22 protein-coding genes and 2 pseudogenes are annotated in these 24,465 nt (G+C 74.4%); 14 read left to right on the top strand and 10 right to left on the bottom strand.

Annotated elements, in window-relative coordinates:
* The 5 genes from ACFV7Q_RS26535 to ACFV7Q_RS26555 all read left to right on the top strand — a co-directional run.
* Positions 1-492, top strand: a 492-nt coding sequence (locus ACFV7Q_RS26535) for a 4'-phosphopantetheinyl transferase superfamily protein (protein ID WP_385431947.1), incomplete at its 5' end; no start/stop codon positions are given.
* A complete protein-coding gene (locus ACFV7Q_RS26540; protein ID WP_385431949.1) occupies positions 489-821 on the top strand; it encodes an acyl carrier protein in 333 nt (110 codons plus the stop codon). The genes ACFV7Q_RS26535 and ACFV7Q_RS26540, both read left to right, overlap by 4 nt.
* Positions 818-1,663 carry an alpha/beta fold hydrolase gene (locus tag ACFV7Q_RS26545; protein ID WP_385431950.1) on the top strand — a complete coding sequence of 282 codons (846 nt, stop codon included), beginning with the start codon at positions 818-820 and terminating at the stop codon, positions 1,661-1,663. Before ACFV7Q_RS26540 ends, ACFV7Q_RS26545 begins: the two co-directional genes overlap by 4 nt.
* Positions 1,660-2,859, top strand: a complete 1,200-nt coding sequence (locus tag ACFV7Q_RS26550; protein ID WP_385431952.1) for a glycosyltransferase — start codon at positions 1,660-1,662, stop codon at positions 2,857-2,859. Before ACFV7Q_RS26545 ends, ACFV7Q_RS26550 begins: the two co-directional genes overlap by 4 nt.
* A complete protein-coding gene (locus tag ACFV7Q_RS26555) occupies positions 2,856-4,001 on the top strand; it encodes a class I SAM-dependent methyltransferase (RefSeq protein WP_385431954.1) in 1,146 nt (381 codons plus the stop codon). The genes ACFV7Q_RS26550 and ACFV7Q_RS26555 overlap by 4 nt, the downstream gene beginning before the upstream one ends.
* A 324-nt stretch (positions 4,002-4,325) precedes the next feature.
* Here ACFV7Q_RS26555 and ACFV7Q_RS26560 read toward each other — a convergent pair whose 3' ends face one another.
* Together ACFV7Q_RS26560 and ACFV7Q_RS26565 are read right to left on the bottom strand one after the other, a co-directional pair.
* Positions 4,326-4,589 carry a pentapeptide repeat-containing protein gene (locus tag ACFV7Q_RS26560; RefSeq protein WP_385431955.1) on the bottom strand — a complete coding sequence of 88 codons (264 nt, stop codon included), beginning with the start codon at positions 4,587-4,589 and terminating at the stop codon, positions 4,326-4,328.
* Between the two features lie 337 nt (positions 4,590-4,926).
* Positions 4,927-5,385 (bottom strand): hypothetical protein, encoded by a 459-nt coding sequence (locus ACFV7Q_RS26565; RefSeq protein ID WP_385431957.1) that lies wholly within the window; start codon positions 5,383-5,385, stop codon positions 4,927-4,929.
* Positions 5,386-5,456: 71 nt separating this feature from the next.
* Here ACFV7Q_RS26565 and ACFV7Q_RS26570 point away from each other — a divergent pair, with 71 nt between their 5' ends.
* The 6 genes and pseudogenes from ACFV7Q_RS26570 to galK all read left to right on the top strand — a co-directional run bounded on the left by ACFV7Q_RS26570 (position 5,457) and on the right by galK (position 9,971).
* A complete protein-coding gene (locus ACFV7Q_RS26570; protein WP_385431958.1) occupies positions 5,457-5,861 on the top strand; it encodes a hypothetical protein in 405 nt (134 codons plus the stop codon).
* Between the two features lie 111 nt (positions 5,862-5,972).
* On the top strand, positions 5,973-6,752 hold the full coding sequence (locus ACFV7Q_RS26575) for a hypothetical protein (RefSeq protein WP_385431960.1): 780 nt from the start codon (positions 5,973-5,975) through the stop codon (positions 6,750-6,752).
* A 159-nt stretch (positions 6,753-6,911) separates the two neighbouring features.
* Positions 6,912-7,502: pseudogene (locus ACFV7Q_RS26580) on the top strand (LacI family DNA-binding transcriptional regulator); the annotation flags it as partial.
* Positions 7,503-7,608: 106 nt separating this feature from the next.
* A complete protein-coding gene (locus ACFV7Q_RS26585) occupies positions 7,609-7,731 on the top strand; it encodes a hypothetical protein (protein WP_385431962.1) in 123 nt (40 codons plus the stop codon).
* Positions 7,732-7,782: 51 nt separating this feature from the next.
* Positions 7,783-8,811 carry a galactose-1-phosphate uridylyltransferase gene (gene galT, locus ACFV7Q_RS26590; RefSeq protein ID WP_385431964.1) on the top strand — a complete coding sequence of 343 codons (1,029 nt, stop codon included), beginning with the start codon at positions 7,783-7,785 and terminating at the stop codon, positions 8,809-8,811.
* On the top strand, positions 8,808-9,971 hold the full coding sequence (gene galK / locus ACFV7Q_RS26595) for a galactokinase (protein WP_385431966.1): 1,164 nt from the start codon (positions 8,808-8,810) through the stop codon (positions 9,969-9,971). Before galT ends, galK begins: the two co-directional genes overlap by 4 nt.
* 76 nt (positions 9,972-10,047) lie before the next feature.
* On the opposite strand, the gene ACFV7Q_RS26600 is transcribed toward galK, so the two are convergent.
* The 3 genes and pseudogenes from ACFV7Q_RS26600 to ACFV7Q_RS26610 form a co-directional block, all read right to left on the bottom strand.
* Positions 10,048-14,349: a trypsin-like peptidase domain-containing protein gene (locus ACFV7Q_RS26600; protein ID WP_385431968.1), complete on the bottom strand. Its 4,302-nt coding sequence runs from the start codon at positions 14,347-14,349 to the stop codon at positions 10,048-10,050.
* A 9-nt stretch (positions 14,350-14,358) separates the two neighbouring features.
* Entirely contained in the window at positions 14,359-14,706 is a 348-nt protein-coding gene (locus ACFV7Q_RS26605) for a CU044_2847 family protein (protein ID WP_385431969.1), read from the bottom strand.
* 272 nt (positions 14,707-14,978) lie between these two features.
* A pseudogene (locus ACFV7Q_RS26610) lies at positions 14,979-15,152 on the bottom strand (EamA family transporter); the annotation flags it as partial.
* On the opposite strand from ACFV7Q_RS26610, the gene ACFV7Q_RS26615 reads away from it, so the two are divergent.
* The 3 genes from ACFV7Q_RS26615 to ACFV7Q_RS26625 are packed head-to-tail and all read left to right on the top strand — an operon-like array spanning position 15,075 to position 16,706.
* Complete coding sequence (locus tag ACFV7Q_RS26615) at positions 15,075-15,875, top strand: LysR substrate-binding domain-containing protein (RefSeq protein WP_385431993.1); 801 nt, start codon at positions 15,075-15,077, stop codon at positions 15,873-15,875. The pseudogene ACFV7Q_RS26610 and the gene ACFV7Q_RS26615 sit on opposite strands and share 78 nt — an antisense overlap.
* A 33-nt stretch (positions 15,876-15,908) precedes the next feature.
* Positions 15,909-16,124, top strand: a complete 216-nt coding sequence (locus tag ACFV7Q_RS26620; RefSeq protein ID WP_385431970.1) for a hypothetical protein — start codon at positions 15,909-15,911, stop codon at positions 16,122-16,124.
* A 57-nt stretch (positions 16,125-16,181) separates the two neighbouring features.
* A complete protein-coding gene (locus ACFV7Q_RS26625; RefSeq protein WP_385431972.1) occupies positions 16,182-16,706 on the top strand; it encodes a MepB family protein in 525 nt (174 codons plus the stop codon).
* Positions 16,707-16,834: 128 nt separating this feature from the next.
* Here the strand turns inward: ACFV7Q_RS26625 and ACFV7Q_RS26630 are convergent, their stop codons facing one another.
* From ACFV7Q_RS26630 to ACFV7Q_RS26650, 5 genes are all read right to left on the bottom strand, one after another.
* Positions 16,835-17,305 (bottom strand): hypothetical protein, encoded by a 471-nt coding sequence (locus ACFV7Q_RS26630; protein WP_385431974.1) that lies wholly within the window; start codon positions 17,303-17,305, stop codon positions 16,835-16,837.
* Positions 17,306-17,414: 109 nt separating this feature from the next.
* Entirely contained in the window at positions 17,415-20,267 is a 2,853-nt protein-coding gene (locus ACFV7Q_RS26635; RefSeq protein ID WP_385431994.1) for a hypothetical protein, read from the bottom strand.
* Positions 20,268-20,374: 107 nt separating this feature from the next.
* Complete coding sequence (locus ACFV7Q_RS26640; RefSeq protein ID WP_385431976.1) at positions 20,375-21,496, bottom strand: AAA family ATPase; 1,122 nt, start codon at positions 21,494-21,496, stop codon at positions 20,375-20,377.
* Positions 21,497-21,592: 96 nt separating this feature from the next.
* Positions 21,593-23,044, bottom strand: coding sequence for a VWA domain-containing protein (locus ACFV7Q_RS26645; protein ID WP_385431996.1), 1,452 nt, complete (start codon positions 23,042-23,044; stop codon positions 21,593-21,595).
* 8 nt (positions 23,045-23,052) lie between these two features.
* Positions 23,053-24,444: a hypothetical protein gene (locus tag ACFV7Q_RS26650; protein WP_385431977.1), complete on the bottom strand. Its 1,392-nt coding sequence runs from the start codon at positions 24,442-24,444 to the stop codon at positions 23,053-23,055.
* Positions 24,445-24,465: the final 21 nt, after the last annotated feature.

The following is a 24,465-nucleotide window of genomic DNA, read 5'->3' on the forward strand; positions in this document are numbered from 1 at the left end:
GGCGGGGACGGTGCGCAGGCGGGCCCGCCGGTACCGGGCCCGGGTATCGACATCGAGGAGATCGCCGTGCCGGCCGACGCGACCGGGACCGCCGTGTTCGGACCGGGGGAGCAAGCCCTCCTGGCTGCCTGCCAGGAGGGCTCCGGGGAGGCGCCGGAAGTGTGGTTCACCCGTTTCTGGGCGGCCAAGGAGGCCGTCGCCAAAGCGGAGGGCACCGGCTTCGCGGGCCGTCCCCGGGACATCGCGGTGACGGCCGCGCACCCCGACCGGCTGACCGTCCGCGTCCGCCGACCGGCCACGCCCCAACCCCCCGGGACACCGCTCGACCGGAACACGCCGGAGGTCCCGGCCCGCGTGTACCGGGTGGACTGCGTACGGGTCGCCAATCCGCCCGGACTCCCGCCGCGCTCGTACGTCGTGGCGTGGACGAACGGCCCGGACCCGGAACCGCCGGGTGCGGGCGCCGACCGTGACGAGGGGAGCGAGTCGTGACGACCAGCCGGCCCGGCGTGTCCGAGGGCGCCGACGAGGCGGAGGTGCTCGCCGAACTGACCTCCATGATCCGGCAGGTACTGGACGGATACGAGGTGGAGGAGGGCGAGGTCACCATGCGGACCCGCTTCGGGAGCGACCTGGAACTGGAGAGCATCGACCTGGTGACGCTCGCCGGGCTGCTGGAGGAGCGCTACGGGGGCGCGGTGAACTTCGCCGAGTTCGTGGCCGGCATGGAGCTGGAGGAGATCATCGAACTGGACGTGGGCAGGCTGGTCGAGCACATCTGCCTGTGCCTGGACGCCGCACACGGGACCGGCCCGCGATGACCGTCCTCGACACCGGCCGGGTACGGCTGCACGTGCAGCGCCTCGTGCCCACGGACGGCGGCGGGGCGCGGGCCACCGTCGTACTGGTCCACGGCCTGCTCACCGACAGCCTCGCCAGCTACTACTTCACGGTGGCGCCGGCCCTGGCCGCCGCCGGACTCGACGTGGTCATGTACGACCAGCGGGGGCACGGCCGCAGCGGACGCCCCGCGTCCGGGTACGGCCTCGACGACGCCACCGGGGACCTGGACGCCCTGCTCGCGGGGCTCGACGTGCCCGGACCGGTGCACCTGGTGGGCAACTCGTACGGAGGGACGGTCGCCTTCGCGTACGCGCGGCGGCGCCCGGAGCGGGTGGCGAGCCTGGTGGTCGTCGAGTCGGAACCGGCCACTGCCGCGTGGGCGGTCAAGTTGGCGGGTCTGCTGGAGCGGGTCCGCCACGAGATGAGCGTCAACGAGGGCGCGGCCCTCGCCTGGATCGCCGCCCACCACGGCGGCCACACCGCCCGCCTGGCGAAGTCCGCCGGACGGCTGGTGCGGGACACGACCATCGCCCGGGACATCCCGGCCAGTCCCGTGCTCGACGACCCGCAGATCCGCACCATCCGCTGCCCCGTCCTGGCGCTCTACGGTGCCGACTCCGACCTGGCCGGACAAGCCCCCCGGCTGCGCGCGCTGCTGCCGCACTGCACCACCGAGCTGGTGCCGGGCCTGAGCCACTCGGTGCTGGTGGAGGCGCCCGGTCGGGTGGGGGACGCGATCCGGAACTGGGTCGGCCGCCACGAGCCTTCCCGTTCCCGGGGGGAGCGCGTGGCGGTCGGGCCGGAGGTGCACGGCCGGTGAGTTCCTTCCTGTTCGTCGTGCCGCCGCTGGTCGGGCACGTCAACCCGGTCGTGGGGGTGGCGTCGGTGCTCGCCGCCCGGGGCCACCAGGTGGCCTGGGCGGGCGAACCCGCGCTGGTCCGTCGTCTGGCCGGTCCGGAGGCGGCGGTCCATCCCTGTCCGGCCGAAGGGCCGGGCGGGCCGGGCGGGGGCGCGTTCGACGTAGTCCGGCCGCCGGACCTGCGCGGTCCCGAGGCGCTGCGCTTCCTGTGGGAACGCTTCCTGGTGCCGCTCGCCGAGGTCATGGCACCGGGGGTGCGGGAGGCGGTCGACGTCTTCCGTCCGGACGTGGTCGTCGCCGACCAACAGGCGCTCGCCGGAGCGCTGGTGGCCGAGGACCTGGGTTTGCCCTGGGCCACGTCGGCGACGACTTCGGCGGAGTTCGCGGACGCCCTCGCCCCGATGCCGCGGGTCGCCGCCTGGAACGACACACTGGTGGCGGGCCTGCGCGAACGGATCGGGCATCCGGGCGGCACCGGCGACCCCCGGTTCTCCCCCCACCTCGTCCTCGCCTTCAGCACCCCCGAACTGGCTGGTCCCGCCCTGCGCGGCGGCGACCGCGTCCGCTGGGTCGGCCCTTCGCTGGCCGCCCGGCCCCGCCCCGCCCCGTTCCCCTGGCACCGGCTCGATCCCGGCCGGGCCCTGGTGCTGGTGACGCTCGGGACCGCGAACGCCGGCGTCGGCGGGCGTTTCCTCACCGAGACGGCGAGCGCGGTACGGGCCCGGGCCGGGAGGGTGCAGGCCGTGGTGGCCGATCCGGAGGGGGCGCTCGGCGAGCAGACCGGGGATCCGGACGTCATCGCGCTGCCCCACGTCCCGCAGCTCGCCCTGCTGGAGCGGGCCGCCGCGGTGGTCTGCCACGCGGGTCACAACACCGTGTGCGAGGCACTGTGGTTCGGGGTGCCGCTGGTCGTGGCGCCCATCCGCGACGACCAGCCGGTGATCGCCGCACAGGTGGCGGACGCCGGGGCGGGCGTCCGGGTCCGCTTCGGACGGGCCGGTGCCGCCGCCATCGGCGCGGCGCTGGACACCGTACTGGGTGATCCGCAGGTCGGGGCGGCGGCCGCGAAGGTCTCCGCCGCCTTCCGTGCGGCAGGAGGCGCGACCGCCGCGGCGGACCATCTCGAACGACTGGCAGCTCAGGAGGCCCCCGCATGAGTTCCGCACCCCACGCAGACGGCACGCGCGACGCCCGCGGTACCGGCACCCCTCCCGCCACCGGCCGTACGGGGCGCAGGGAACACGCCGCCCGGGTGGCCGCGCTGCGCGCCGCCTACCGGCAGGAACTCGCGGAGGGCACCGGCGCCTTCTTCGAGGCCCGACAGCACCGGTGCCCCTGGTGCGGCTCGGCCCGGCTCGGCGGCCGGCTGCGCACCACCGACCTCCTGCAGCACAAGCCGGGCGAGTTCAGCCTGGACCGGTGCCACGACTGCGGGCACATCTTCCAGAATCCGCGGCTCAGCCCCCGCGGACTCGCCTTCTACTACCGGGACTTCTACGACGGCCTGGGCGAGCAACGCCTCGGCGGCGTGTTCGCCGGCCGCACCGCGTCCTACCGGGCGCGGGCCGCGTCGGTGCGCCCGCACCTGGCCGGCCGCCCGGCCGAGTGGCTGGACGTGGGCACCGGACACGGTCACTTCTGCGCGAGCGCCGCGGAGGTCCTGCCCGAGGTGGTCTTCGACGGCCTCGACCGCTCCGACGGCGCGGAGCTGGCCGAGCGGGCCGGCCGGGTGCGCCACGGGCACCGCGGGACGTTCACGGCGCTCGCAGAGAGGATGCCGGCAGCGTACGAAGTGGTCAGCATGTTCCACTACTTGGAGCACTCGACCGACCCGCAGGACGAGCTGGAGGCGGCGCACGCCGTACTGCGCCCGGGCGGGCTGCTGGTGATCGACGTACCGGACCCGGAGAGCCGCTGGGCCCAGCTGCTGGGCCGCTGGTGGCTGCCGTGGCTCCAGCCCCAACACCTGCACCTCGCGCCGGTGGCCAACCTGCGCCGGCGGCTGACCGGGACCGGTTTCACGGTACTGGCGCAGGAGCACGTGCAGGCGCACGACGCCGTGGACCTGGTGGCGGCGACCTGGCTGGCCCTGGACGCGCTGGCACCCCGCGAGGACCTGCCCTGGCTGCCGGAACCGCCCGGGGCGGTGAGCCGGGTGCTGCGCGGCACCACCCTGCTGGCCGGGGTGCCGCTGCTGCTGGCGGCCACCCTGCTGGACCGGGCGGTGGCCGGGCCGCTCGCCGGGCGGTGGGGACTGACCAACGCCTACCGGCTGGTCGCTCGACGGGAGGCGGACTGACCCGGCAGACGGTCACCGACCGTCAGCCGGCCCAGCCGGGCCAGCCGGTGAAAGGGGCCAGGACCGCGGCGATCCGCATCGATGAGGTCGAAGTGATCCACGCTGTGGACGGAATGCCCGGCCGTCGGCGGGCGCGGGTCCGGTGGGACACCTCCGACGGACGGGCGGACGCAGTGGACGCCCCCCGGGCTTCGAGCGTGCGGCGATGGTCGGCCCACCGCCGCCCGCGGGCCGGATCAGCAGGTGTCAGCGGCTGGATCCGGTTCACATTGGCTCAGCGATCACACGCTTCCGACCGGGTGACCGGCTCGTCGGAGCGACGCGCTAGCCGATTCCGGAGTTGCCGATACCCGCGGTGCCGATGCCCGTGTTGCCGATGCCCGCGCTCCCGATGCCCGAGTTGCTGATGCCCGCGTTCCCGATGCCCGAATTCCAGATACCCATGTTGCCGATACCCGAGTTCCCGATGCCCGAGTTCCCGATGCCCGAGTTGCCGATGCCGTCGGCGCTGGCCGCCGCGGCTCCCCCGAGACCGAGGGCCGCGGCGGCGCCCAGTACGACGGTGAAACGGAGAAGACGTGCACGCATTGCATTCCTCCTGTGTGCGGTGCGTTTGCAATACATCACTAGCATTCGGATCATCGGGGGACCCGGCACGTGCGCCGGAGGTGGCCGTGTCGGCACCGGCTGGCGTACACGCTGCCCGCGACGGAGGCGACGCTGCGCGCAGGGAGGCCGACATCGGAGGGCGCCGCACCGCGCCGTCCGGCACGGCGGGCGGGCCGGCCTCGGACGCGGCTCCGGCACGCGGCAGAGGTCGGCCCGCCCCGGCGCGGGTTGCGCGTGGCCCCGGCGGCCGGACCGGGCGCCGGCCCCGGTGCGCGGCGTTGCTCGCGCACCGTCGGCACGGGCCGGCGGGGGCTCATCAGCAGGTGATGGTGACCTCGTGGACGACCGGCCGGGCGGCCCAGGGGTAGGAGGCCACGCCGAAGGTGCCGCGGACGGTCGAGCCGCAGGGGGCGGTGGCCGCCAGGCCGTGAACGTCGAGCGTGGTGGAGGTGAAGATGACCCGCCTCTCCTGCGTATCGAACGAAGTACCGCCCACGACCGCGGCGGACAGCGTCGTGAACAGCTCCTTCGGCGCGGGTGCCGGGCTACCCGGGGAGGGCGGGCCCGCGAGGCTGACCCTGCCGTAGAACTCGACGACGTCACCGGTGACGTCGGCGCACAGCCTGGTGGCCAGGCCGGCCTGGAGCGCCGAGTTCCCGCAGGAAGTGACGGTCTCGGTGGCGGCAGCGCCGACAGGAGGGGCGGCGGCGGCGGGGGCCGTCGCGAGAGCGGTCAGGCCGGCTACGCCGACCGCGAGAAGGGCTAAGCGGTGCATGGGGACTCTCCTTCGTCCTTGGAACGCGCCCGGGGACCCGGGAGCTCATGGCATGTGATATTTCACATGCCATGAGAATAGAGGATGATCAGAACCTGAACTCCTCGCACCGTCCCCGCACCTGGACCGTGACCGCGCGGCCCGGGGCGACCGACGGGGTGGCGTTCGACACCCGTGTCGTGCACCTCCGGCTGCCCTCCGACGCCGCCCGCCGGCCCCACCGGGTCCTGCTCGTCCCGAGCGCCCCGTCCGTGGCCGCTGCCCTGCGGCCGCTGCGCGCCTGGTACGCCCGCGACCTGCCCCCGATGCCGGTCCCCGAGGGCGCCCGTACCCCCGTGCACTTCACCTGGTACGCCTTCAACCAGGACGTCACCGCCGCGGAGGTCGAGGCCCGGGCCGCGCTCGCCGCTCCCCTGGGCTGCGGCACCCTCGTCCTCGACGACGGCTGGCAGCAGTACGGCCACGGGCGGGGCTGAGCCGGCCTCGGCGACTGGCGGCCCGAGCCCGACGAGTTCCCCGACTTCACGGGCCACGTCGCCGCCGTCCGCGCCCTGGGCCTGCGCTACCTGGCCTGGACCGCCGCCCTGTTGCTCGGCCCGGGCGCCGACTGCCACGCCCGCTGGGCCCCGTACGCCCCCGCCCCGACGACCGTGCCCGGCGCCCGGGTCCTCGACGCGCGCCGTCCCGAGGTCCGCCGTCACGTCGTCGACGTGTGCACCCGGCTCGTCCGCGACCACGGACTGGACGGCCTGAAGCTCGACTTCCTGGACGAGGCCGCGCTCTACGCGGGCGACGGCCGCGGAGACGTCGGCCGCGCCATGGCCGCCCTGCTCGCCGCGGTCCGGACCTCGCTGGAGCGAGTACGCCCCGAAGGGCTGCTGCTGGAGCTCCGCCAGCCCTGCACCGGCCCGGGCACCGCCGCCTTCGGGAACCTGCTGCGCTCCTTCGACTGCCCGGCCGACGCCGCCGCGGGCCGGGTCCGCACCCTGGACACCGCGCTGCTCGCGGTCGGCGGCGCCGTCCACTCCGACATGCTGCTGTGGTCCGCGCAGGCACGCGTGGAAACGGTGGCCCGGCAGCTGATCGGCGCCCTGCACGCCGTCCCGCAGCCGTCGGTGGGTCTGGACCGGATGCCCGAGGCGCACCGGGCGACCGTCGCCTCTGGCTGCACCGATGGCACCGCAACCGCGACCTGCTGCTCGACGCCGAGGTGGAGCCCGGTCGCCCCGGCGAGCTGTACCCGCTGGTGCGCGCCACTGCGGGGGACCGCTGCCCGATCAGCGTGCACGGCGACCTGGTCGTCCCGCTCGACCCGGCCGCCCATCGCCGGGTGGAGCTGGTCAACGGGTCCGCCGGGGAGGTGCTGACGCTCGCGGTGCGCGGCGGTCCGGCCGAGATCACCCGGGTGGTCCACGCCCCGGACGGCCGTATCATCGAGTCCACGTCGGCCCGGTTCGGGGAAGGGCCGCACACCCTGGCCGTCCCCGCGGTGGCCCGGCGTCACTCACGATCACGGAAGGACGGCGATGAGGGTCGGCATCACCGACATCGCGGCCCGCGCGGAGGTCAGCGAGGCGACGGTCAGCCGGGTCACCAACCGCCGCCAGGGCGTGGCGCGCAAGACCCGGGACGCGGTCGAGCAGGCGATGACCGAGCGCGGCTACGAGCGCAGCACCCAGGGCCGGCTGGTGGCAGTGGTCACCGACCACGTCTCGAACCCGTTCTCCGCCGACGTCGCCGAGCGCATCGAGTCCGCCCTCGCACCGCACGGCCTGAAGACGGTGCTCTGCCCGGCCTTCGCGGGCGGTGTGCAGGAGTACGACTTCGTCTCCTCGCTGGTGGACAAGGGCATCGCAACGGTGGTCTTCCCCTCCGCGTCCAACACCGTCGAGGGCGCCGACACCGAAGCGTACGAGCTGCTGCGCCAGCGCCGCGTGCCGTACGTGGGCGTCAACGGCGAGTTCGCGGACGGCGTGGCGGTCCCCGTGTTCTCCACCGACGACCTGCTCGCCGCCGAGCTCGCCGTGGACCACCTGTACCGGCTGGGCCACCGCAGGATCGGCATGGCCTCCGGGCCGGCGGGCAACCGTCCGGCCGACCGCCGCGTGCAGGGCTTCCTGACGGCCATGGCACGGCGCGGGATCGAGGACGCGGTAGCGTCACCGAGTTCACCGACCCCCGCTGACCACCGTCCGGCAGCCCGCCGACCGGCTGGGGCTGGAGGTGGGCCGCAGCGTGCTGGCGCTGGTCGGCAACGGGGACGCACCCACCGGGGAGCTGATCTTCGACCCCGAGCTGGTCGTACGCGCCTCCACCGCCCCTGCCCCCGCCCCCGCCGGTAGCTGACCGGCCGCCGGCCACCCGCCCGCGCACCCACACGACAGATCAGGCGAGGACGTGCACAGGACCGTCACCGAACTCGCGGACGGCCGCGAGCTCATCTACTACGACAGCGCCCCCGGCCGGGACCGTCGGGCCCCGGACCGGCGGCCGTTGGACCGCGTCGAGAGCGTTCCCGAACTCCGCCGGGACCCGGCGACCGGCGACTGGGTCGCGATCGCCGCCCACCGGCAGTCGCGCACCTACCACCCGCCTGCGGACGCCTGCCCGCTCTGCCCCACGCGGGAGGGCAGGGAGAGCGAGATCCCCGCCGCCGACTACGAGGTGGCCGTCTTCGAGAACCGCTTCCCCTCCCTCTCCGGTCCGACCGGACGCTGCGAGGTGGTGTGCTTCACCCCCGACCACGACGCCGGCTTCGCCGACCTCACCCCCGGGCGGGCCCGGCTGGTGCTGGACGCCTGGACCGACCGGACCGCCGAACTGTCCGCCCGCCCCGGTGTGGTCCAGGTGTACTGCTTCGAGAACCGCGGCCCAGAGATCGGCGTGACCCTGTCCCACCCGCACGGCCAGATCTACGCGTTCACCGCCACGGCGCCCCGGACCGCCAAGCACCTCGCCGCCGCGGCCGCCCACCGTGCCGCGACCGGCCGGAACCTGTTCGAGGACCTGCTCGCCGAAGCCCGCGCGGCCACCGAACGCGTGGTCCTCGGCGGGGAGCACTGGACCGCCTTCGTCCCGTACGCCGCCCGCTGGCCGTACGAGGTGCACCTGTACCCGCACCGCAGGGTGCCGGACCTGACCCGGCTCACCGAGGCGGAGCGCGCCGAGTTCCCGGTCCTCTACCTGGACCTGCTGCGCCGGTTCGACCGCCTCTTCGGGCCGTCGCGGCGTACCCCGTACATCGCCGCCTGGCACCAGGCCCCGCTCATCGGCGGTGGGGAACTCGCCCTGCACCTGGAGCTGTTCACCGTCCGGCGGACCGCCGACAAGCTCAAGTACCTGGCCGGGACCGAGTCCGGCATGGAGGCCTTCATGAACGACGTGGCCCCGGAGACGGCCGCGCAGCGCCTGCGGGAGGTGCGATGACCCCCTCCGCCGCGTCCGCAACAGCCGTGCGCGAGGAGTTCCTGCGGATCCACGGCCGCGCCCCCGAGGGCGTCTGGGCCGCGCCCGGGCGGGTCAACCTGATCGGTGAGCACACCGACTACAACGACGGCTTCTGCCTGCCCATGGCGCTGCCGCAGGCCACCGTGCTCGCCGCCCGGCGCCGGGACGACGGCCTGCTGCGGCTGCACAGCGCCCAGGGCGACGGCCGGACCACCGAACTGCGGGTGGCGGACCTCGCCCCGGGCGGGACGGCCGGCTGGACCCGCTACCCGGCCGGGGTGGTCTGGGCGCTGCGCGAGCGGGGCCTGCCCGTGGGCGGCGCCGACCTGTACCTGGACAGCTCCGTGCCCACCGGCGCCGGACTCTCCTCGTCCGCAGCCCTGGAGTGCGCGGTGGCCTTCGCGTACGACGAGCTCCACGGGCTGGGCCTGTCCCGGCCGGAGCTGGCCCGGGTGACCCAGTACGCCGAGAACGCCTATGCCGGGGTGCCCTGCGGGATCATGGACCAGATGGCGTCGGTGTGCTGCACCGGCGGGCATGCGCTGCACCTCGACAGCCGCAGCCTGGAGGTGCGGCAGGTGCCCCTCGACCTCACCGGGCACGGGCTGCGCTTGCTGGTACTGGACACCCGGGTCCGGCACGACCTCGCCGACGGGGCGTACGCGGCCCTGCGGGCCGGGTGCGAACGGGCCGCCGGCCTGCTGGGCCTGGCCGCCCTGCGGGACCTTGCCGAGGCGGAGCTACCCGCGGCGCTGGTGCGGCTGCCCGCCGACCTCGTCCCGCTGGTCCGGCACGTGGTCACCGAGAACGCGCGGGTGGAACGGGCCGTCGAACGGCTTGCGGCGGGCGACCCCGAGTCCCTGGGCCCGCTGCTGACCGAGGGGCACGCCTCGCTCCGGGACCAGTACGGGGTTTCCTGTCCGGAGACCGACCTGGCGGTGGAGGCCGCGGTCGCCGCTGGAGCGCTGGGTGCCCGGATGACCGGCGGCGGTTTCGGCGGCTCGGTGATCGCCCTGGTCCCGACCGGGGAGGCCGCGGCCGTGACCCGGGCCGTGGCGGACGCCTTCGCTGCGGCCGGCTTCGGTGCGCCGGCCGTGCTGGAAGCCGTACCGTCGGCGGGCGCCCGCCGGATCGACTGAGGGCCGCCCGTCCGCTGGGGGGCTGACGTTTTGCCGTCCCGCCCGCGCGGGCACACTTCCTCGCCTCCTTCCCCGCCTACTCCTCCAGGGCCGCGCAGGCGTCGGGGCGGCTGCCCGGGGGGAGGAGTTTGCGCTCGGCCCCGGACAGGTCGCGGGCGGCCAGCTCGCAGGCGCGCCGGCGCCAGGTCTCCGGGTCCAGCGGCAGCACCTCCACGGCCGAGCCCTCCGACCAGGCGAGCCGTTTGCCGTCCGCCGACCAATCGCCCGTCGCCCCGTACCCGGGGGTGAAGTGGTACAGCTCCGTGCCCCGCTCCACGTCCCAGAACGTGAAGGAGTTGGCGGTGGCCGCGGTGCTCAGCCGGGACGGGAGGGGGAAGCCGTTGAGCCACTGCACGCCCTGGTAGGCCAGCGTCCGCCAGGTGTGCTCGTCCATGTCGCGGATCCTGAGGACCCCGTCGGTGGTGACCACGGCCAGCAGCCGGCCCGTCCGGTCGAATCCCATCTGTCGGGGCGGGCCCTTCTCGGAGGCGAAGCTCTCGACGACCTTGCCCTCCTTGAAGTCCCAGATCTGGATCTCGTCTCCCCCCGAGCGGACCGCCGCCTGTTCGTGACCGGCGCGGGCCACGCCGAAGACGGTGGCCGCCGCGTTCGACAGGTCGACCGGTTCCTGGACCGACGGCCGGTACGTCTTCCCCGCCTGGGCTCCGGACCGGAGGTCCCAGCGGGACACGTAGGAGACTGCCGAGACCACGGCGTGGTCGTTGCCGTCGAACCAGACGTTGACCCAGGCCGGGGGCCGGCCCGTACGGGGATCGGCGCGCGCCGGATCGATCCCCGGGGGAGCCGGCAGCCCCAGGCGGCGGACCTCGGCGAGCTCCGGGCCGGCGCCGGCCGGCTGCAGGTCCCACACGAGGACCCCGAGGCCGTCGGTCGTGACGGTCAGCAGCCGCCTGCCGTCCGGGCTGAACAGGGGGTAGCTGCGGGCGAGGGGGGTCGAGGGGCGCACGGCCGCGAGCTGGCGGCGCGTCTTCAGGTCCCACAGGCGCAGGGTCCCGCCGTCCGCGTCGACGCTGGCGACCCGGCCGTGGTCCGCGTCCACGGACCGGATCAGGCTCGTGAGCATGGCACTGTCGAAGCCGGTCGGGGCGGGCACCCGGGCGACGACGACCGTGCCGCCCGCGCTGAGGGCCACCTTCATGTCATCGGGAGGACCGGCGAGGCTCACGGCCGGCAGTGCGGCCGAGCCCGCGACGAACTCGTCCTGCTGGGCGGGGGCGGGCAGGTCGAGGGTCGCGGGCCGTCCCTCCTGGAGGTCCATCACCAGGAACCGGTACCGGCCCAGGCTCGCCCCGAACCGCTGCGCGGGGTTGAGCAGGAAGCGCCCGGTGCGGTCGAGCCGGGGCACGTACAGCGGGCAGACCAGGCCCAGCTGGCTCGTGCTGTACTGCTTCTTCACCCTGGGCTGCCCGGTCAGGTCCCAGGCCTGGAGGATCCCGTCGGTGGTGCACCGGACGAGCGTGGAGCCGTCCCCGCTGACGGTGACCGGCCCGACGTCCTGGCTGCCCCAGGGCTCCTCGTCGCGGCGGCCGTCGGACAGCTGCCAGCGCACGAGTCTGCCGTTCGCCCCGGCGGCGGCGCCCTCGGGGACGATCCGGCCGATCACGGTGTCGTCGTTCGGCCCGAACCAGGCGTGCGAGACGTTCCAGCCCGCCGGTGGTGCGAGCGTGCTGCCGACGCGTGTTCCCCCGGCCGTCTCCCACACCGAGACCCCTTCTCCGGGGACGGCTGCGAGCAGTCTCCGCGCCGAGGCGTCGAAGCGGAGGTCGGCGGCCGGACGGGCGTTGTCCCGGGCCTGTTCGGTGCCCCGCAGTTTCACCGTCCGCCAGCCGCCGTCGGCCTGCCGGACGCCCACCGTGATGAGACCGTGCGGGGTGGAGGTCACGACGGTGCGACCGTCGGCCGAGGCCGTGACCAGCCGGACGGCGCCTTCCCGGATCTGCGAGAGGTGCGGCGCGCCGGTTCCGAGGTCGGCTCCGAGGACGTCGCCGGAGTGGAGGCCGATGGTGACGCGCTTGCCGTCCTCGCTGATGACCGCGTCCCGGACCGCGCCCTTGCCCTCCAGCACGATCTGCTCGACGTGCCGCATGCGGACGTACTGCTCGAACAGGGTCGTCTGTGCCTCGGGGGTCGGGGCCGTGCGGTGGGCGGCGGCGCCCATCAGGGCCGAGGTGGTGAGCGAGACGTCGTCGAGCCGGACCGCGAGCTGGGCGAGTCTCGGCGAGGCGGCGCGCCGCAGGTCCTCGTCGAGTTTGCCGTTCGCCCCGTAGAGCAACCAGGTAGCCACGACGGCGATGACCAGCAGGACGGCCAGGGCGGAGATCCCCGCCTGCCCGAGCCTCCTGACGCGTCGGGCCTGCGCCGCCTCCTCGGTGCGTCGGGCCCGGCTCGCTTCGAGGAACTCCCGCTCCGGGACGGAGAGTTCGTCTCCCCGGGTCTGGGTCCGGGCGATGGCGGTGTCGAGCGGCGCGCCCGTCAGGAGCTGGTCGCGGGCCTCGTTCAGCTCGTGCCAGCGGTCGAGGTCGTGGCGGAAGGTGGCGCGCCAAGTGAGGAACTCCCGGTCCTGCGCCACCTGGCGGGCCAGGGTGGGCCAGGCGCCGATGAGGGCCTCGTGCGCCAGCTCGACGGTCTGGCCGCGCTCCGGATCCCCGCCGATGACCAGGATCCGCCGCTCCGCGAGCCGGCCGGCGATCCGCCACCGGTCTTCCCCGGCCTCCGCCCGGCCGAGCACCCCGCGCAGCGGGGCCTCGCCCCCCGGCACCAGCCTGACCAGGGCCGTGAGCAGCCGTAGGGCCTCCTCCCGGTCCTCCTCTCCGACGCACTCCTTCCAGGCGGCCTCCGCGTGGCGGCCCAGCGCACCCCGGACCCCGCCGATCTCCTCGTACGAGTTGAACGTCAGGCGGCCCAGGGACCGTTCGTCCCACAGTCGCGCCAGGACGAAGCCCAGCAGGGGCAGGGCACCGGGCTCGGTGCCGGCGTCGTCCAGCATCCGGGCGACCAGCCCGGGGTCGTAGGAGACGGCGGGGACGCGGGCCAGCGGCCGCAGGATCACCTCGGACATCTGGGCACGGGTCATCGGCAGCAGCGGCCGGACGGCGGCCCGGTCCAGGGCCGGACCCAGGACGGGATGTGACAGGGCCGCCTCCAGGAAGTCGGCCCGGAGCGTGACGAGCACCCGCAGCCCGGGAGGATGCGGCTCGGGGAAGAGCAGCCCCACGCCGTCGTCGTCGATGCGCCGGGGGTCGGACAGGACCGCCTCGGCCTGGTCGAGTACGACGAGCAGCCGTTCGGAGCGCGCACCCAGGGCCAGCCGGGCGGCGGCCGGCAGGCCGTGGCGGGTCAGGGACTCCTCCAGGTCCCGCAGCGCAGCCGGCCCGACGCGCGGCTCCGGCCGGGCCAGCCGGGCGAGCTCCGCCGCGAGGGCGGTGCGCACCGGGAGCCCGTCGGCGGCCCGTACCACCAGCACCTCGCTGCCCCGCGCACGCAGCCGCGGAACCACTCCGGCGAGGGCCAGTGAGGACTTCCCGCAGCCCGAGGGGCCGACGAGGGCCACGCAGGGCCGCGGGCCGGAAGCGAGGAGGGCGGTCACGTCCGTGGCTTCGGCGTCCCGGCCGAAGTACACCTCCGCGTCCGCCTCCTGGTAGGTCCCCAGTCCCCGGAAGGGAGAGGCGGGGGTGAGGACCGGGGCGAGCGGGGGGACCTCCTCGACCAGGGTCCGCGTGGGGATCATGAAGCTCTGCCGGGCTCCGGAGAGCTGAGCGGCCACGACCATCCCGACGACGGCGCCGGCCTGCTCGTCCCAGACGGGGCTGCCGCTGAAGCCCTTCTCCACGGGGACGCCCTGCTGGTCGGCGCCCGAGAGCTGCACCCATCCCTCGGCGGTGGCGCCGCGCAGCCGCCCGGCGTGCCACACCCCGCCGGCGGAGGAGGCGGGGAATCCCGCGACGCGCACGGGGTGCTGCCACACGCTCGGCGGCGAGGCCATGGTGAGGGGGGTCGCGCCGGGGATCGGGGCCCTGAGTCGGAGAACGGCGATGTCGCCGGTGCCGTCCTCCCGCACCGGGACCCAGTGCACCACGTCCGCGTCGGCCCGGTCGGCCGCGCCGGACAGGGGCCGGTCGAGGCTCAGGGCACCCGGCGGTGCCGGGACCCGCGTGCGCGGCAGCGCCAGCGCGTCGGCGACGACATGGGCGCAGGTCACGGCCAGCTCCGGGGCCACGAGGAAACCGACGCCGCCGACCGTCCCGTCGGGGCCCGCGACGCGGACGATGGCGGAGCCCAGCGCGGCGTCCGCGTCCGCGGGGCCGCTCGCGGTGGTCATCCCGCCTCCTTACGGAGTGTCGCGCGGGGCCGGGGAGTTCCAGGTCAGGGTGACCGAGAAGTTGGCCGCGGTGGCGGTGCTGGCGATCACGACGTCGGCCTCGGCCGACAGGGAGACCCCGAACTCCAGGGTGATCTCGTCCGGCCGGTGGACGAGCCCGCTCAGCCTGCTCACGAAGCTGTCGGCGATCGGCCGGATGGCGTCGACCATCTCCCCGAAGGAACGTGAGGCCCGCGCCACGGCGCCACCGCGCCCCACCCGCGCCAGCGACTCGTCGACCTCACGGATCTGCACCCGTAGCGTCCCGTCGGTGCCGTCCCCCAACGGGACCTCGACCGTGCGCACGTCGGTACCCATGTTCCGCCCCCGTCCCCGTCCCCGTCCCCGTCGACCAGTGGTCCGGTGTCGCGGCAACTCTCGCACGGGTGGGGGGAGTTGCGGCAAGCCCGGGGGGCACGTGCGCCGGAGATGGCCGAAACCGGACCGCCCGGTGGCGGGTGCCTCGCCCGTGCCGTCACGAGCGGGGGCGGGAGGTCCGGCGCGGCGGGTTCGTACCCGCCGGTCGCCCACTCGGTGTCCTGCCGCTCGCCGTGGTGTTGGGGCGCGCCGGTCCGTTGGAGGAGCGCTACGCCGCCCAGAGTGACCAGGCCGCCCGCAAGTTGGACGGCAGTGGGTTCCTCGCCGAGCCGGGCGTATGCCACGACGAGCGCGGCAACGGGAACGAGGTGGAGCGCCGCGGTGGCCGAGGTGACCGTGAGGCGGGCCACGGCGTAGCCCCAGATCACGAATCCGGCGGCCGCCACACCTACGGTCTGCTGCCCCGTCCGCTGCCGCCGGGCTGCGAACGGCGTCCCCTGTTCGACGCACCCGTCCACCTCGTGGTCCACCCCGCCGACGCGGCCGACCACGGCCTGCGCGCCGGAGCCGCAGCAGACCTCCGACTCTTCGCGCGGGCCCCCTGGTTGTTGCCGGGAACGGGAACGGCCCGCCACGAGATGACGCACCGGGCCTGCGGAGCGGCGGGATTCGTACCGCGCCCGCTAGCCGCGGCCAACGGCCTCACCGTACTGACCGCTCTCGTCGCCCGCCGCGCCGGAGTCGCGCTCGCTCCGGGTCTGGCTCTGCCGTCCGCCTGCCCTGACCTCAGCATCCACCCCCTGGCCGCGCCGGTTCACCGGCGGGTCCGGGCCGCCTACCACGCGGGGCCCGGTGCCCGTCCCGAAATCCGCCGGGTGCGCGACGACCTGGCCGACGCGGCGGCCGACGCGACACGCGAGGGTCACGCGATCGCCGCTGACCAGTGCCGCACCGGCACGCCGGGAAGTGCCGCGCCACCCGCGCCGAAGCTGCCGGCCGGGCGGCGGAGGACGGGATCCGGGCGCGTGAGGGCGCTTCGGGTCGGGTGGCGCTGGGCAAGTCGCTCGCATTGCTCCGGCGTTCGCGGGCAGACGCGCCGAGATGGCACCTGCTGCCGGCCGGCGTCGGCAGCGGGCCCGGCGGGTGACGTACCACCCGTAGCCCGTTGACCGGGCATCGATCCCGTAGGAGGAGGCACACCCATGCGCGGCATAGGCGGCTGCATCGGCCTGATCCTGGTAGGAGCGATCCTCACCTTCGCCAGTGACTGGCAGATGGAAAGCGTCAACCTCGACGTCGTCGGGTTGCTCATGATGGGCGTGGGCACCCTGGGGCTGGCCGTGTACGCGAGCGTCCTGCGCAGGCGCCGTGTCTCGACCGCCCTGCCCGTGATCGACGAGACCCGCGATCGCACCTGAACGGGCGGCCAGAGGGGGCCGGGGCAGCGGGCCGGGGCGCGATGGCAGGATGGCGTCATGGTGACGAATCAGCCGTGGACGGGGCTTCACGGTGACCTGCTGGCGGCGAAGGTCCTGGTGTACGACCCGAGCGGCTTCGCCTGCTCGCTGCCGGTGGCCGAACCGGAGGGGGCCGAGTACGCCGCCTGCGGGTTCACGCTCGATGGCCGCTCGGTCCGGTTCCGGGTGGCCAAGACCACCCCGACGAAGGCGGGCCAGTTCGTCACCGTGTGGCAGCGGTCCGAGGAGGGGCCGATCCGGCCCTTCGACGCAGCCGACGGCGTGGACCTCTTCGTCATCAGTAGCCGCGACGTCGACGGCTTCGGGCAGTTCGTCTTCCCGCGCGAGGTGTTGTGCGAGCGGGGCGTCGTCTCCCGTGACGGTCGCGGCGGGAAGCGCGGATTCCGCGTCTACCCGCCGTGGGTGAGCACGACCAGTCGGCAGGCGAGCAGCACCCAGGCGTGGCAGGTGGGCCACTTCTTCCTACTGGGCCGGGACGGACCTGCCGATCCGGCGCGCGCCCGGGCCCTCTACCACCCGTAGGTGCCGCTCGGAGCCCCGGGGACCCGTCCGTCGCCGACGCCCCCGTCCGCGACCTGGACGGGAGGCCCGAAAGACCTGGACGGCTGATCGCCGCAGCGATCGAGCGGCCCGGCGGGGCGGTGACGCGGTCACTTCAGGCGGTACGTGCACATGGGCGTCTTGCCGTCCTGGTTGTCGGTGACCTTCTTGCCGTCGACGGTGATGGTGCACGCCGCCGGCTTGAGCATGCCGTCGGCGGCCTGTACCGAACCCGGGACCACGGAGACGGTCGTGCCGACGCGCTTCTCGGCGTCGGTCGTGAAGGTGATCGTCTCCGTCTTCTTCCAGGGCAGCGTCACCTGCTCGCCCTTGTTGGACGCCAGGTTGTAGTAGATCTGCGCGGGTCCGGAGCCGAGGACCTCCAGGGTCACCTCGTGGCTGACCGCGCCGCCGCCCGAGGCGGCAGTGCCGGAGCCCGACGGGCTGCTGCTCGCGGTGGCGGCGGGCTTGCCCGGTGCCGTCGAGCCCTTCGCGTTCTCGGACGTGCCCGCGCCGCCACCGCATCCGGTCAGCAGTCCTGCGGCCAGCACCAGAGCCGTACCCGTGACGATCTTCCGCATGGTTTCCCCTCGTTGAACGAAAGTCATGATCCTAACCAGCGCTTCCGCGCCGCTCGGCAGCGGTGCGGGCCCGGTCCGCGGACGGACCGGGCCACCGCCCACCGCCCGTTCAGCCCGCCAGCAGCGCCTCCAGGGCCTCGGCCGACGCCGGATGGCGGTCCACCAGCAGGGCGCCGGACGGCCCCGCGGGCTCCGCCGGAACCCAGTCGCCCGCGCAGCCCAACAGCTCCGCCACCGCGTCGCAGGCCGCCGGATGGGTGTCCAGCAGGGCAGCACGCCCGCCGGTACCCGTGTGAGCGGCCTCCGGCAGGCCGTCGGCCGGCACAGGCGCGGCGAGCCACGGCGGAACCCAGGCGTCCAGGTCGGGCAGCCGGGCGGGGAAGATCCGACCCGCCTCCCGGATCAGGAGCGGGGCCAGGTCGGCGCCCTCCTTGCGCAGGGTGGTGATCAGGGTCGGCAGCCAGGGCAGCAGCACCGGGTCCGGGAGCCGGGCGAACGCGTTCGACACCGCTTCCACGACGAAGTCGGTCAGGCCCGGGACCGGCTCCAGCGCGTGCAGGAGGCCGCTGAGGTACCGCGGGTAGGCGGGCACCACCAGCGGGTTGGCGAGCAGCCCGGTGCACCGCTCGCGCAGCCGTGCCCGGGTCAGCGTGCCCAGCTGGGTCTGCGCGGCCCAGAGCAGCGCCGATTTCGACGGGTCGTCCGGGTGTGACTGGGCGACCGCCAGCTCCAGCTGGGTGCGGTCGCAGCCCAGCGACAGGGCGAGGCCCTCCATGCTGAACAGGAAGCCCAGCATGGCCGCCACCTGGCGCACCGAGGCGTCCTGATCGGTGAACGCGGTGGGCAGCAGGGTGCAGTAGTGCGCGTACCCGGTCTTGGCGAAGGACTCGATCCAGGCCGGCAGCACCGGCTCGCCGGTCCGGTAGTACGTCAGCAGCCGCCGCACCCGGCGCAGCACTTCCGGGGCTCCGTCCACGGTCCGCTCCGCGGCGAGCACCTCCAGTGCCCTGGTGCCCAGTTCGTCGGCGAGGCGGGGGCTGCGCAGGTAGAGGAGCGCGTCCTCGACGGTTCCGAGCACCCCGGCCGCGGTGGCCCGCGGGTCGTACGCGGCCCGGCGCAGCCGCTGCTCCAGCACCTGCTCGATGCTCACGCCCTCGTAGCCGAGCTCGATCAGCGCCCGCTGGTGGGTGCCCAGCGCGAGGTCCCAGGACTCCTGGATGGGCCGCTCGCCGAGCTTGCGGTCGCCCATGATCGGCCGGGCTGCTCCGTCCGGCAGCAGGTACCGGAGGCTCCACAGCACGTCGGAGCAGGCCTCCAGCTCCGGTCGGCCGGCGATGTCCAGCAGGGCCCGCCGCACGCCCCGCTGCTGGAGGTTCAGCCCCAGTGGCGCGAGCCGGTCGTGCACGTCGCGGGCGAGCGGCGGCAGGGCGTCGTAGCCGACCTGGCCGGTGCGGTCGCCGCCCATCATGATCTCCACCAGCCGGCGCACGTCGCGCCGTCCGGGTACGGAGTCCTTCTCGATGCAGGTGACGGCCGCGTCCTGGAAGTCGTACGGGGTCGGCCGGGCCCGGTCCCGCATCCCGGCGAGCAGGATGGACGTTTCGAACACGGAGATGGCGTCCGCGGTGGAGGCGAGGTAGCCGTTGCGGCGGGCTGCCCGGACGATCTCCACCGACCAGCCCAGGAGTTCGGCTTCGTCCAGCCGGTCCAACACGGGCGGGCGGCGCAGGAAGCCGGACAGCCGGTCGCCCGCGGGCCCGGTGGCCGGATCCGGTACGGGGACCGGCGCCGGAGCCTTGGTGTTCCGCGGCCGCTCCACCGCCTTGCGGCGGGCCTTCGCCCCCCGGGCCGGGCCGGCCTGTCCGGTCAGCCGGAACGGCTCGATGCCCGTCCGTGCGAGGTTCTTCGCGAACACGGTCCGTGCGATGGACACCGAACCGGCGGCCAGCCCGAACTGTGCCTCGATCGCCGCGTGGCTGGACGGGATGAGGCCGTGCTGCCACTTCGTGGCGGTGCGCGGGCCGATCTCGAAGGTGTCGGCGCCGCCCACTCCGAACTCGGCGACGCGGCTGGCCGCGTGGAAGGCGCCACAGACGTAGAGGCAGTCGGCCGGATCGGTGCCGGTCGCGGCCAGGTGCTCCCGCATCCTGGTCCACATGTGGCGTTCGCGGTCCTCGTCCACCCGCACCCGGTGCGGATCTCCGGGGGCCAGCCGCCGGAACAGACTGCCGATCAGGAACATCACTTGGCGGTAGGTGTCGTGGTCCGCGGTGGCCTCGCCGAGCGGCAGCTCCACGTACTGGTGCCACCACTCCGACCAGTGCCGCACCCTGCCGTGCCGCAGCAGGTGCTCCTCCAGGGCGGCGAACCGCGGGCGCAGGTCGCCGATCTCCAGGCCGACGGCGTCGCCGTGCAGCGCGGCCTCCGCCCCGCAGGCGGGTGCGTCGTTCGGGGCGCTGTCGTCGTGGCCGTCCTGGCCGGTGGCGCCGTCCGTGGCGGCCGTCCCGTCGCGCCGGGCGTCCCACTGGAAGACGTGGTCCGAGGAGCGGTCCACGAGGACCAGCTCGGCGCCCGGGGTGTCCAGCGCGTAGGCGATGGCCTGGTACTCGGCCGACCCTTCGGTGATCGGTGCGACCACCGAGAGCGGGGCCCAGTCGGCGGGGAAGCCGTCCACCTGCGAGGCGAAGGCCTGGACCGCCACCGGGAGCCGGCAGTTGCGCAGTTCGGTCAGGAGCGGTGCCATGTCCTCGCACAGCTCCAGGTACACCACCTTGGGCTGCTTCTCCCGCAGGCGGCGGGCCATCGCCACGCCCGAGGCGGGAGAGTGGTGGCAGACCGGGAAGACTTCGAGCGGTTCGCGCAGTGCGCGGTCCACGTCGTCGACCAGCCCGAGGAGAAGGCCCTCCAGGGCGTCGGGGCCGTCGGCGAAGGCCGCCGCGGCCTGCTGGAGCTGGGCGCGCAGGTCGGCGAACCCGGTGACGGTGTGCTGCGCGGCTCCCGCGGCCGGCGCCCCCTCGGCAGGGGCGGGAGCGGTGACCGGGGCCGCCGGGGCCGGCTCGATCGCGGCGCTCACGACAGCGTGGCGATCGCGTCGCGGCCGCCCTCCAGGAACTCCGGCCATGAGCCGCCCTCCTCCTTGCTGCGCGGCTCGACGACGCCGTGCAGGTACTTGTTGAGGATGGCCAGGTCCTCCGGATCGCGCCGGGACAGCGAGCCGACGAGCGAGGAGGCCAGCGTGCGGGCCGTCAGCGTCCGCTCGCCGAAGAAGCTGCTGTGCAGGATGGCGTCCTCGAGCACGCCGATCCGCTCGGCGGTGGACAGCGCGGACTCCAGCTTCTCGTCCTCGCTGCCGGCCGACGCAGCAGAAGCGCGCAGGTCGGCGAAGCTCTGCAGCAGCACGTCGAGCAGGGTCGGCGGGACGTCCAGCTCCATCTGGTGGCGGCGCAGCAGTTCCTCGGTGCGGAAGCGGACGATCTCCGCCTCGCTCTTCTTGTTGGTGACCACCGGGATGCGGACGAAGTTGAAGCGCCGCTTGAGTGCCGAGGAGAGGTCGTTGACGCCGCGGTCGCGGCTGTTGGCGGTGGCGATGACCGAGAACCCGGGCTTGGCGAAGACGATGTTCTCGCCGCCGTCGTTGTCCAGTTCGGGCACCGAAACGTACTTCTCCGACAGGATCGAGATCAGCGCGTCCTGCACGTCGCTCGTGGCACGGGTCAGCTCCTCGAACCGGCCGATGGCTCCGGTCTCCATCGCCGTCATGATCGGCGAGGGGATCATCGACTCCCGGGACTGGCCCTTGGCGATGACCATCGAGACGTTCCACGAGTACTTGATGTGGTCCTCGGTGGTGCCGGCCGTACCCTGCACGACGAGGGTGGAGTTGCGGGAGATCGCGGCGGACAGCAGCTCGGCCAGCCAGCTCTTGCCGGTGCCCGGATCGCCGATCAGCAGCAGACCGCGGTCGGAGGCGAGGGTGACGATGGCCCGCTCGACGAAGCTGCGGTCCCCGAACCACTTCTGCGGGATCTCCCGGTCCAGGCCGTCGGCGCGCTCGGAGCCGAGGATGAACAGCCGGACCATCTTCGGGGACAGCCGCCAGGAGAACGGCTTGGGGCCGTCGTCGACGGATTCCAGCCAGTCCAGCTCCTCGGCGTACTTGATCTCGGCGGGAGCGCGCAGCAGGTCGGACATGACGAAGCCTTTCGGTGACGGGAAAGAGGAAGAACGAGGAGGGGAAGGAGAAGTGGAAGGAGAAGGAGCAGGAGCAGGGGGAAGCGGCAGAAGTGGCTAGGTGAGGAAGGTCTTGAGCTCGTGCACGAGCTTGCGGATGTGACCGGAGATCACCGGAGTGCCGAGGTCCTTGAACCGCTCCCGGAACCATGGGTTGACGCTGCCCCGGCCGGAGCTGGTCACCGACCCGACCGGAATGAACTTCGCGCCGGAGCGGTGCACCGCGGCCATGCTCTCGAACAGCTCCTCGCAGCTCCACTCGTAGAAGTCGGAGATCCACACCACGACCGTGTTGCGGGGCTCGGCGATCTTGGGCCGGACCAGGTTCATGGCGACGGTGCCGTCCGTACCCCCACCGAGCTGGGTGCGCAGCAGCGTCTCGAACGGGTCGTGCACCCACGGCGTGAGGTCCAGGGCCCGCGTGTCGTACGCGATCAGGTGCACGTCCACCTTCGGCAGGCCGGCGAAGATCGAGGCGAGGATGGTGCAGTTCACCATCGAGTCGACCATCGAGCCCGACTGGTCCACCACGACGACGAGCCGCTGCGGTGTGGTCTTCCGCACGGTGTGCCGGTAGTAGAGGCGGTCCACGTACAACCGCTCTTCCTCCGGACTCCAGTTGGTGAGGTTCTTCCAGATGGTGCGGTCGAGGTCGAGGTTGCGGAACACCCGCTTCGGCGGAACGGAGCGGTCCAGGTCTCCGACGGTGGCCTTCTCCACCTGGGTGCGCAGCACCTCCGCCACCTCATCCACGAACCGGCGGATCAGGGCCTTGGCGTTGGCCAGCGCCACGCCGGACAGGTTGTTCTTGTCGCGCAGCAGCTGTTCGATCAGCGACATGCTGGGGGTGAGCCGGGAGGCGAGCCGGGGGTCGGCGAGCACCTCGCGCAGCCGCATCCGCTTCACCAGGCCGGCCTCGATGGCACCGAGTTCGGGACCGATCTCGGGGATCAGCCGGTCCAGGTCGGGGCTGGTCCCGCGGCCCGTACCGGGCCCCCGTCCGGCGGAGCGGACTCCGGCACGGTTGCCGCGCAGCTCACCGGGCTCGCAACCCAGCGCCCGCTCCAGCCAGCCCGCGTCGGACTGCCAGCGCGCGAGCTGGGCGGCCGAGACGGAACCGGATCCGGAGGCGAAGACGTTGAGCAGCACCTTGGAGACCAGCGCGGCACGCCGCACCTCCGCGGCCCGGTCCCGCCCGGACCCGTCGGTCGTCTCCCCGGTCTCGTCGGCCGACTCCCCGACTGCGGCCTCAGGGACCAGCAGTCCGTCGAACTCGGCCGCCAGCTCCGGGTGGCGCTGCACCACCGAGTCCACGGAGGCCTGGGGATCCAGCAGGGCGGGCGGCAGCCCGATGTCCTCGACCACGGACAGGCTCGCCGATTCCAGCGCGGCCTGCTCCTCGGGGTCGAAGAGCCGGGCCAGCAGCCGCCAGTACAGCACCTGGCGGCGGTTGTCCTGGGAGTCCGCCCCCTGGACCGGCGCCGCCGCGGCGCTCTCGTGTCCCGTCATCTCCCCGCTCATTTCCGCAGCAGCCTTCCGGCGCGCTCGCGCAGCACCGCCACCGCGTCGGTGGCCGCCTTCTCCGCCTTCGCCCCGACCTTGTCGTTCGTCCCGCCGGCCCAGCCGCCGGCGTGCACCGCGACCGGCTTCTTCCGGACGGTCGTCTCGACCGCCAGCGGCTGCACGAGGAACCTGCCGGCGTCCCAACGGAGCAGCCCGATGCAGGCGGCCGGGGCGGCGACCGCCTCGGGGGTGAGGGGGCTCGCGGCCGGTATCCGGTCGGTGTCGACGGCGAGGGGCTGCCCCGCGAGGGTGCGGGCCGGGCTGCCGTCGTCCGCCGTGCCGGCCGTGCCGCCCTCCAGGAGCACCGGGACGGCAATGCGGGCGGGATGCCGGTCCAGTGGCGCCGTGACCTGGTCGGCGGCTGCGGGCAGAGCGGCCCGCGCGGTGGCGAACGCATCTGCGGGATCGCCCGGCCGGGCGCACGCGTCGTCCCAGACCAGGTCCCCGTCGGCGGTGACCGGCATCCCGGTCAGCTCCATCGCCCGGCCCTCGCCGACCGCCGTCAGGAGGGTCATGTGCGGCCGCAGCAGCTGCCAGAGCCCGGCTCCGACCACGGTGTCCGGCTTCGGCGCCGACACGGCGGCCCGGACCAGGCGGGGCGGTGCGCCGTCCGCCGGCTCGAACACGGCGTGCACCTGTGCCTGGACGGCGGTGGCGTGCTCCTGGAGGTCCACTCCGAGCGGCAGCAGCCGGCCGGTGGCCGTCCCCGCCGCGGGACCACCGCCCGCCCCCGGCACGGTCAGCAGCATCGCCCGCGCCCAGAGGTCCGCCCAGCGGCGCACCGGTACGTGTTCCAGCGTCGCCCCCGGGCAGTTGGCGGCCAGTTCGGCCGCGAAGCCGTCCAGCAGCACGGCCGGGCGGCGCAGCGCCGGGTCCGGCAGTAGTGCGGAGACCACCGGGGCGGCGCCCGCGACCAGCTCGTGGTCGATGCCCTGCCATCCGGCCCGGGCCAGGTCCGCCAGCCAGGACCGGGCGGCCGCCAGGGCATTGGCGCCCTGGGTGCCGGCCGCCATCTCCCCCGTCTCCCCCGTCTCCCCCGTCTCCGCGGACGGAGCGGCAGCCGCCCGTCCGGTCGCCTCCGCCACCTGCGCGACCAGGGCGTCGTGCACGGAGCCGAGGAGGGCCGTCCGGGCAGCGGCGAGGGCGAGCAGGTGCTCCTCGCCGGCGGCTCCGGCCGCCGCCTTCTCCGCGGCTTCCGCGACCCTGCCGGCCAACGGGGTCCCGCCGACGGCCCGGGCGAGTCCGGCCAGCGCGGCGGCCTGCGCGGCCTGGGGCCGCATCACCCCGGCGGTCAGTACCCGGTCGAAGGCGTCCACCACGGCCAGCGCCTCGTCGAGCCCGTCCACGGCACCGGCGAGCGGACCGGC

It is taken from the genome of Streptomyces sp. NPDC059851, from assembly GCF_042732005.1.
GTDB lineage: Bacteria > Actinomycetota > Actinomycetes > Streptomycetales > Streptomycetaceae > Streptomyces.

Coding starts and splice junctions, on each gene's coding strand:
- ACFV7Q_RS26600 (WP_385431968.1), bottom strand. CDS start 14,349: ATGACCACCGCGAGCGGCCCCGCGGACGCGGACGCCGCGCTGGGCTCC.
- ACFV7Q_RS26565 (WP_385431957.1), bottom strand. CDS start 5,385: ATGCACCGCTTAGCCCTTCTCGCGGTCGGCGTAGCCGGCCTGACCGCT.
- ACFV7Q_RS26640 (WP_385431976.1), bottom strand. CDS start 21,496: ATGTCCGACCTGCTGCGCGCTCCCGCCGAGATCAAGTACGCCGAGGAG.
- ACFV7Q_RS26625 (WP_385431972.1), top strand. CDS start 16,182: ATGGTGACGAATCAGCCGTGGACGGGGCTTCACGGTGACCTGCTGGCG.
- ACFV7Q_RS26555 (WP_385431954.1), top strand. CDS start 2,856: ATGAGTTCCGCACCCCACGCAGACGGCACGCGCGACGCCCGCGGTACC.
- ACFV7Q_RS26645 (WP_385431996.1), bottom strand. CDS start 23,044: ATGACGGGACACGAGAGCGCCGCGGCGGCGCCGGTCCAGGGGGCGGAC.
- galK (WP_385431966.1), top strand. CDS start 8,808: ATGACCCCCTCCGCCGCGTCCGCAACAGCCGTGCGCGAGGAGTTCCTG.
- ACFV7Q_RS26620 (WP_385431970.1), top strand. CDS start 15,909: ATGCGCGGCATAGGCGGCTGCATCGGCCTGATCCTGGTAGGAGCGATC.
- ACFV7Q_RS26545 (WP_385431950.1), top strand. CDS start 818: ATGACCGTCCTCGACACCGGCCGGGTACGGCTGCACGTGCAGCGCCTC.
- ACFV7Q_RS26605 (WP_385431969.1), bottom strand. CDS start 14,706: ATGGGTACCGACGTGCGCACGGTCGAGGTCCCGTTGGGGGACGGCACC.
- ACFV7Q_RS26570 (WP_385431958.1), top strand. CDS start 5,457: ATGAGAATAGAGGATGATCAGAACCTGAACTCCTCGCACCGTCCCCGC.
- ACFV7Q_RS26560 (WP_385431955.1), bottom strand. CDS start 4,589: ATGCGTGCACGTCTTCTCCGTTTCACCGTCGTACTGGGCGCCGCCGCG.
- ACFV7Q_RS26630 (WP_385431974.1), bottom strand. CDS start 17,305: ATGCGGAAGATCGTCACGGGTACGGCTCTGGTGCTGGCCGCAGGACTG.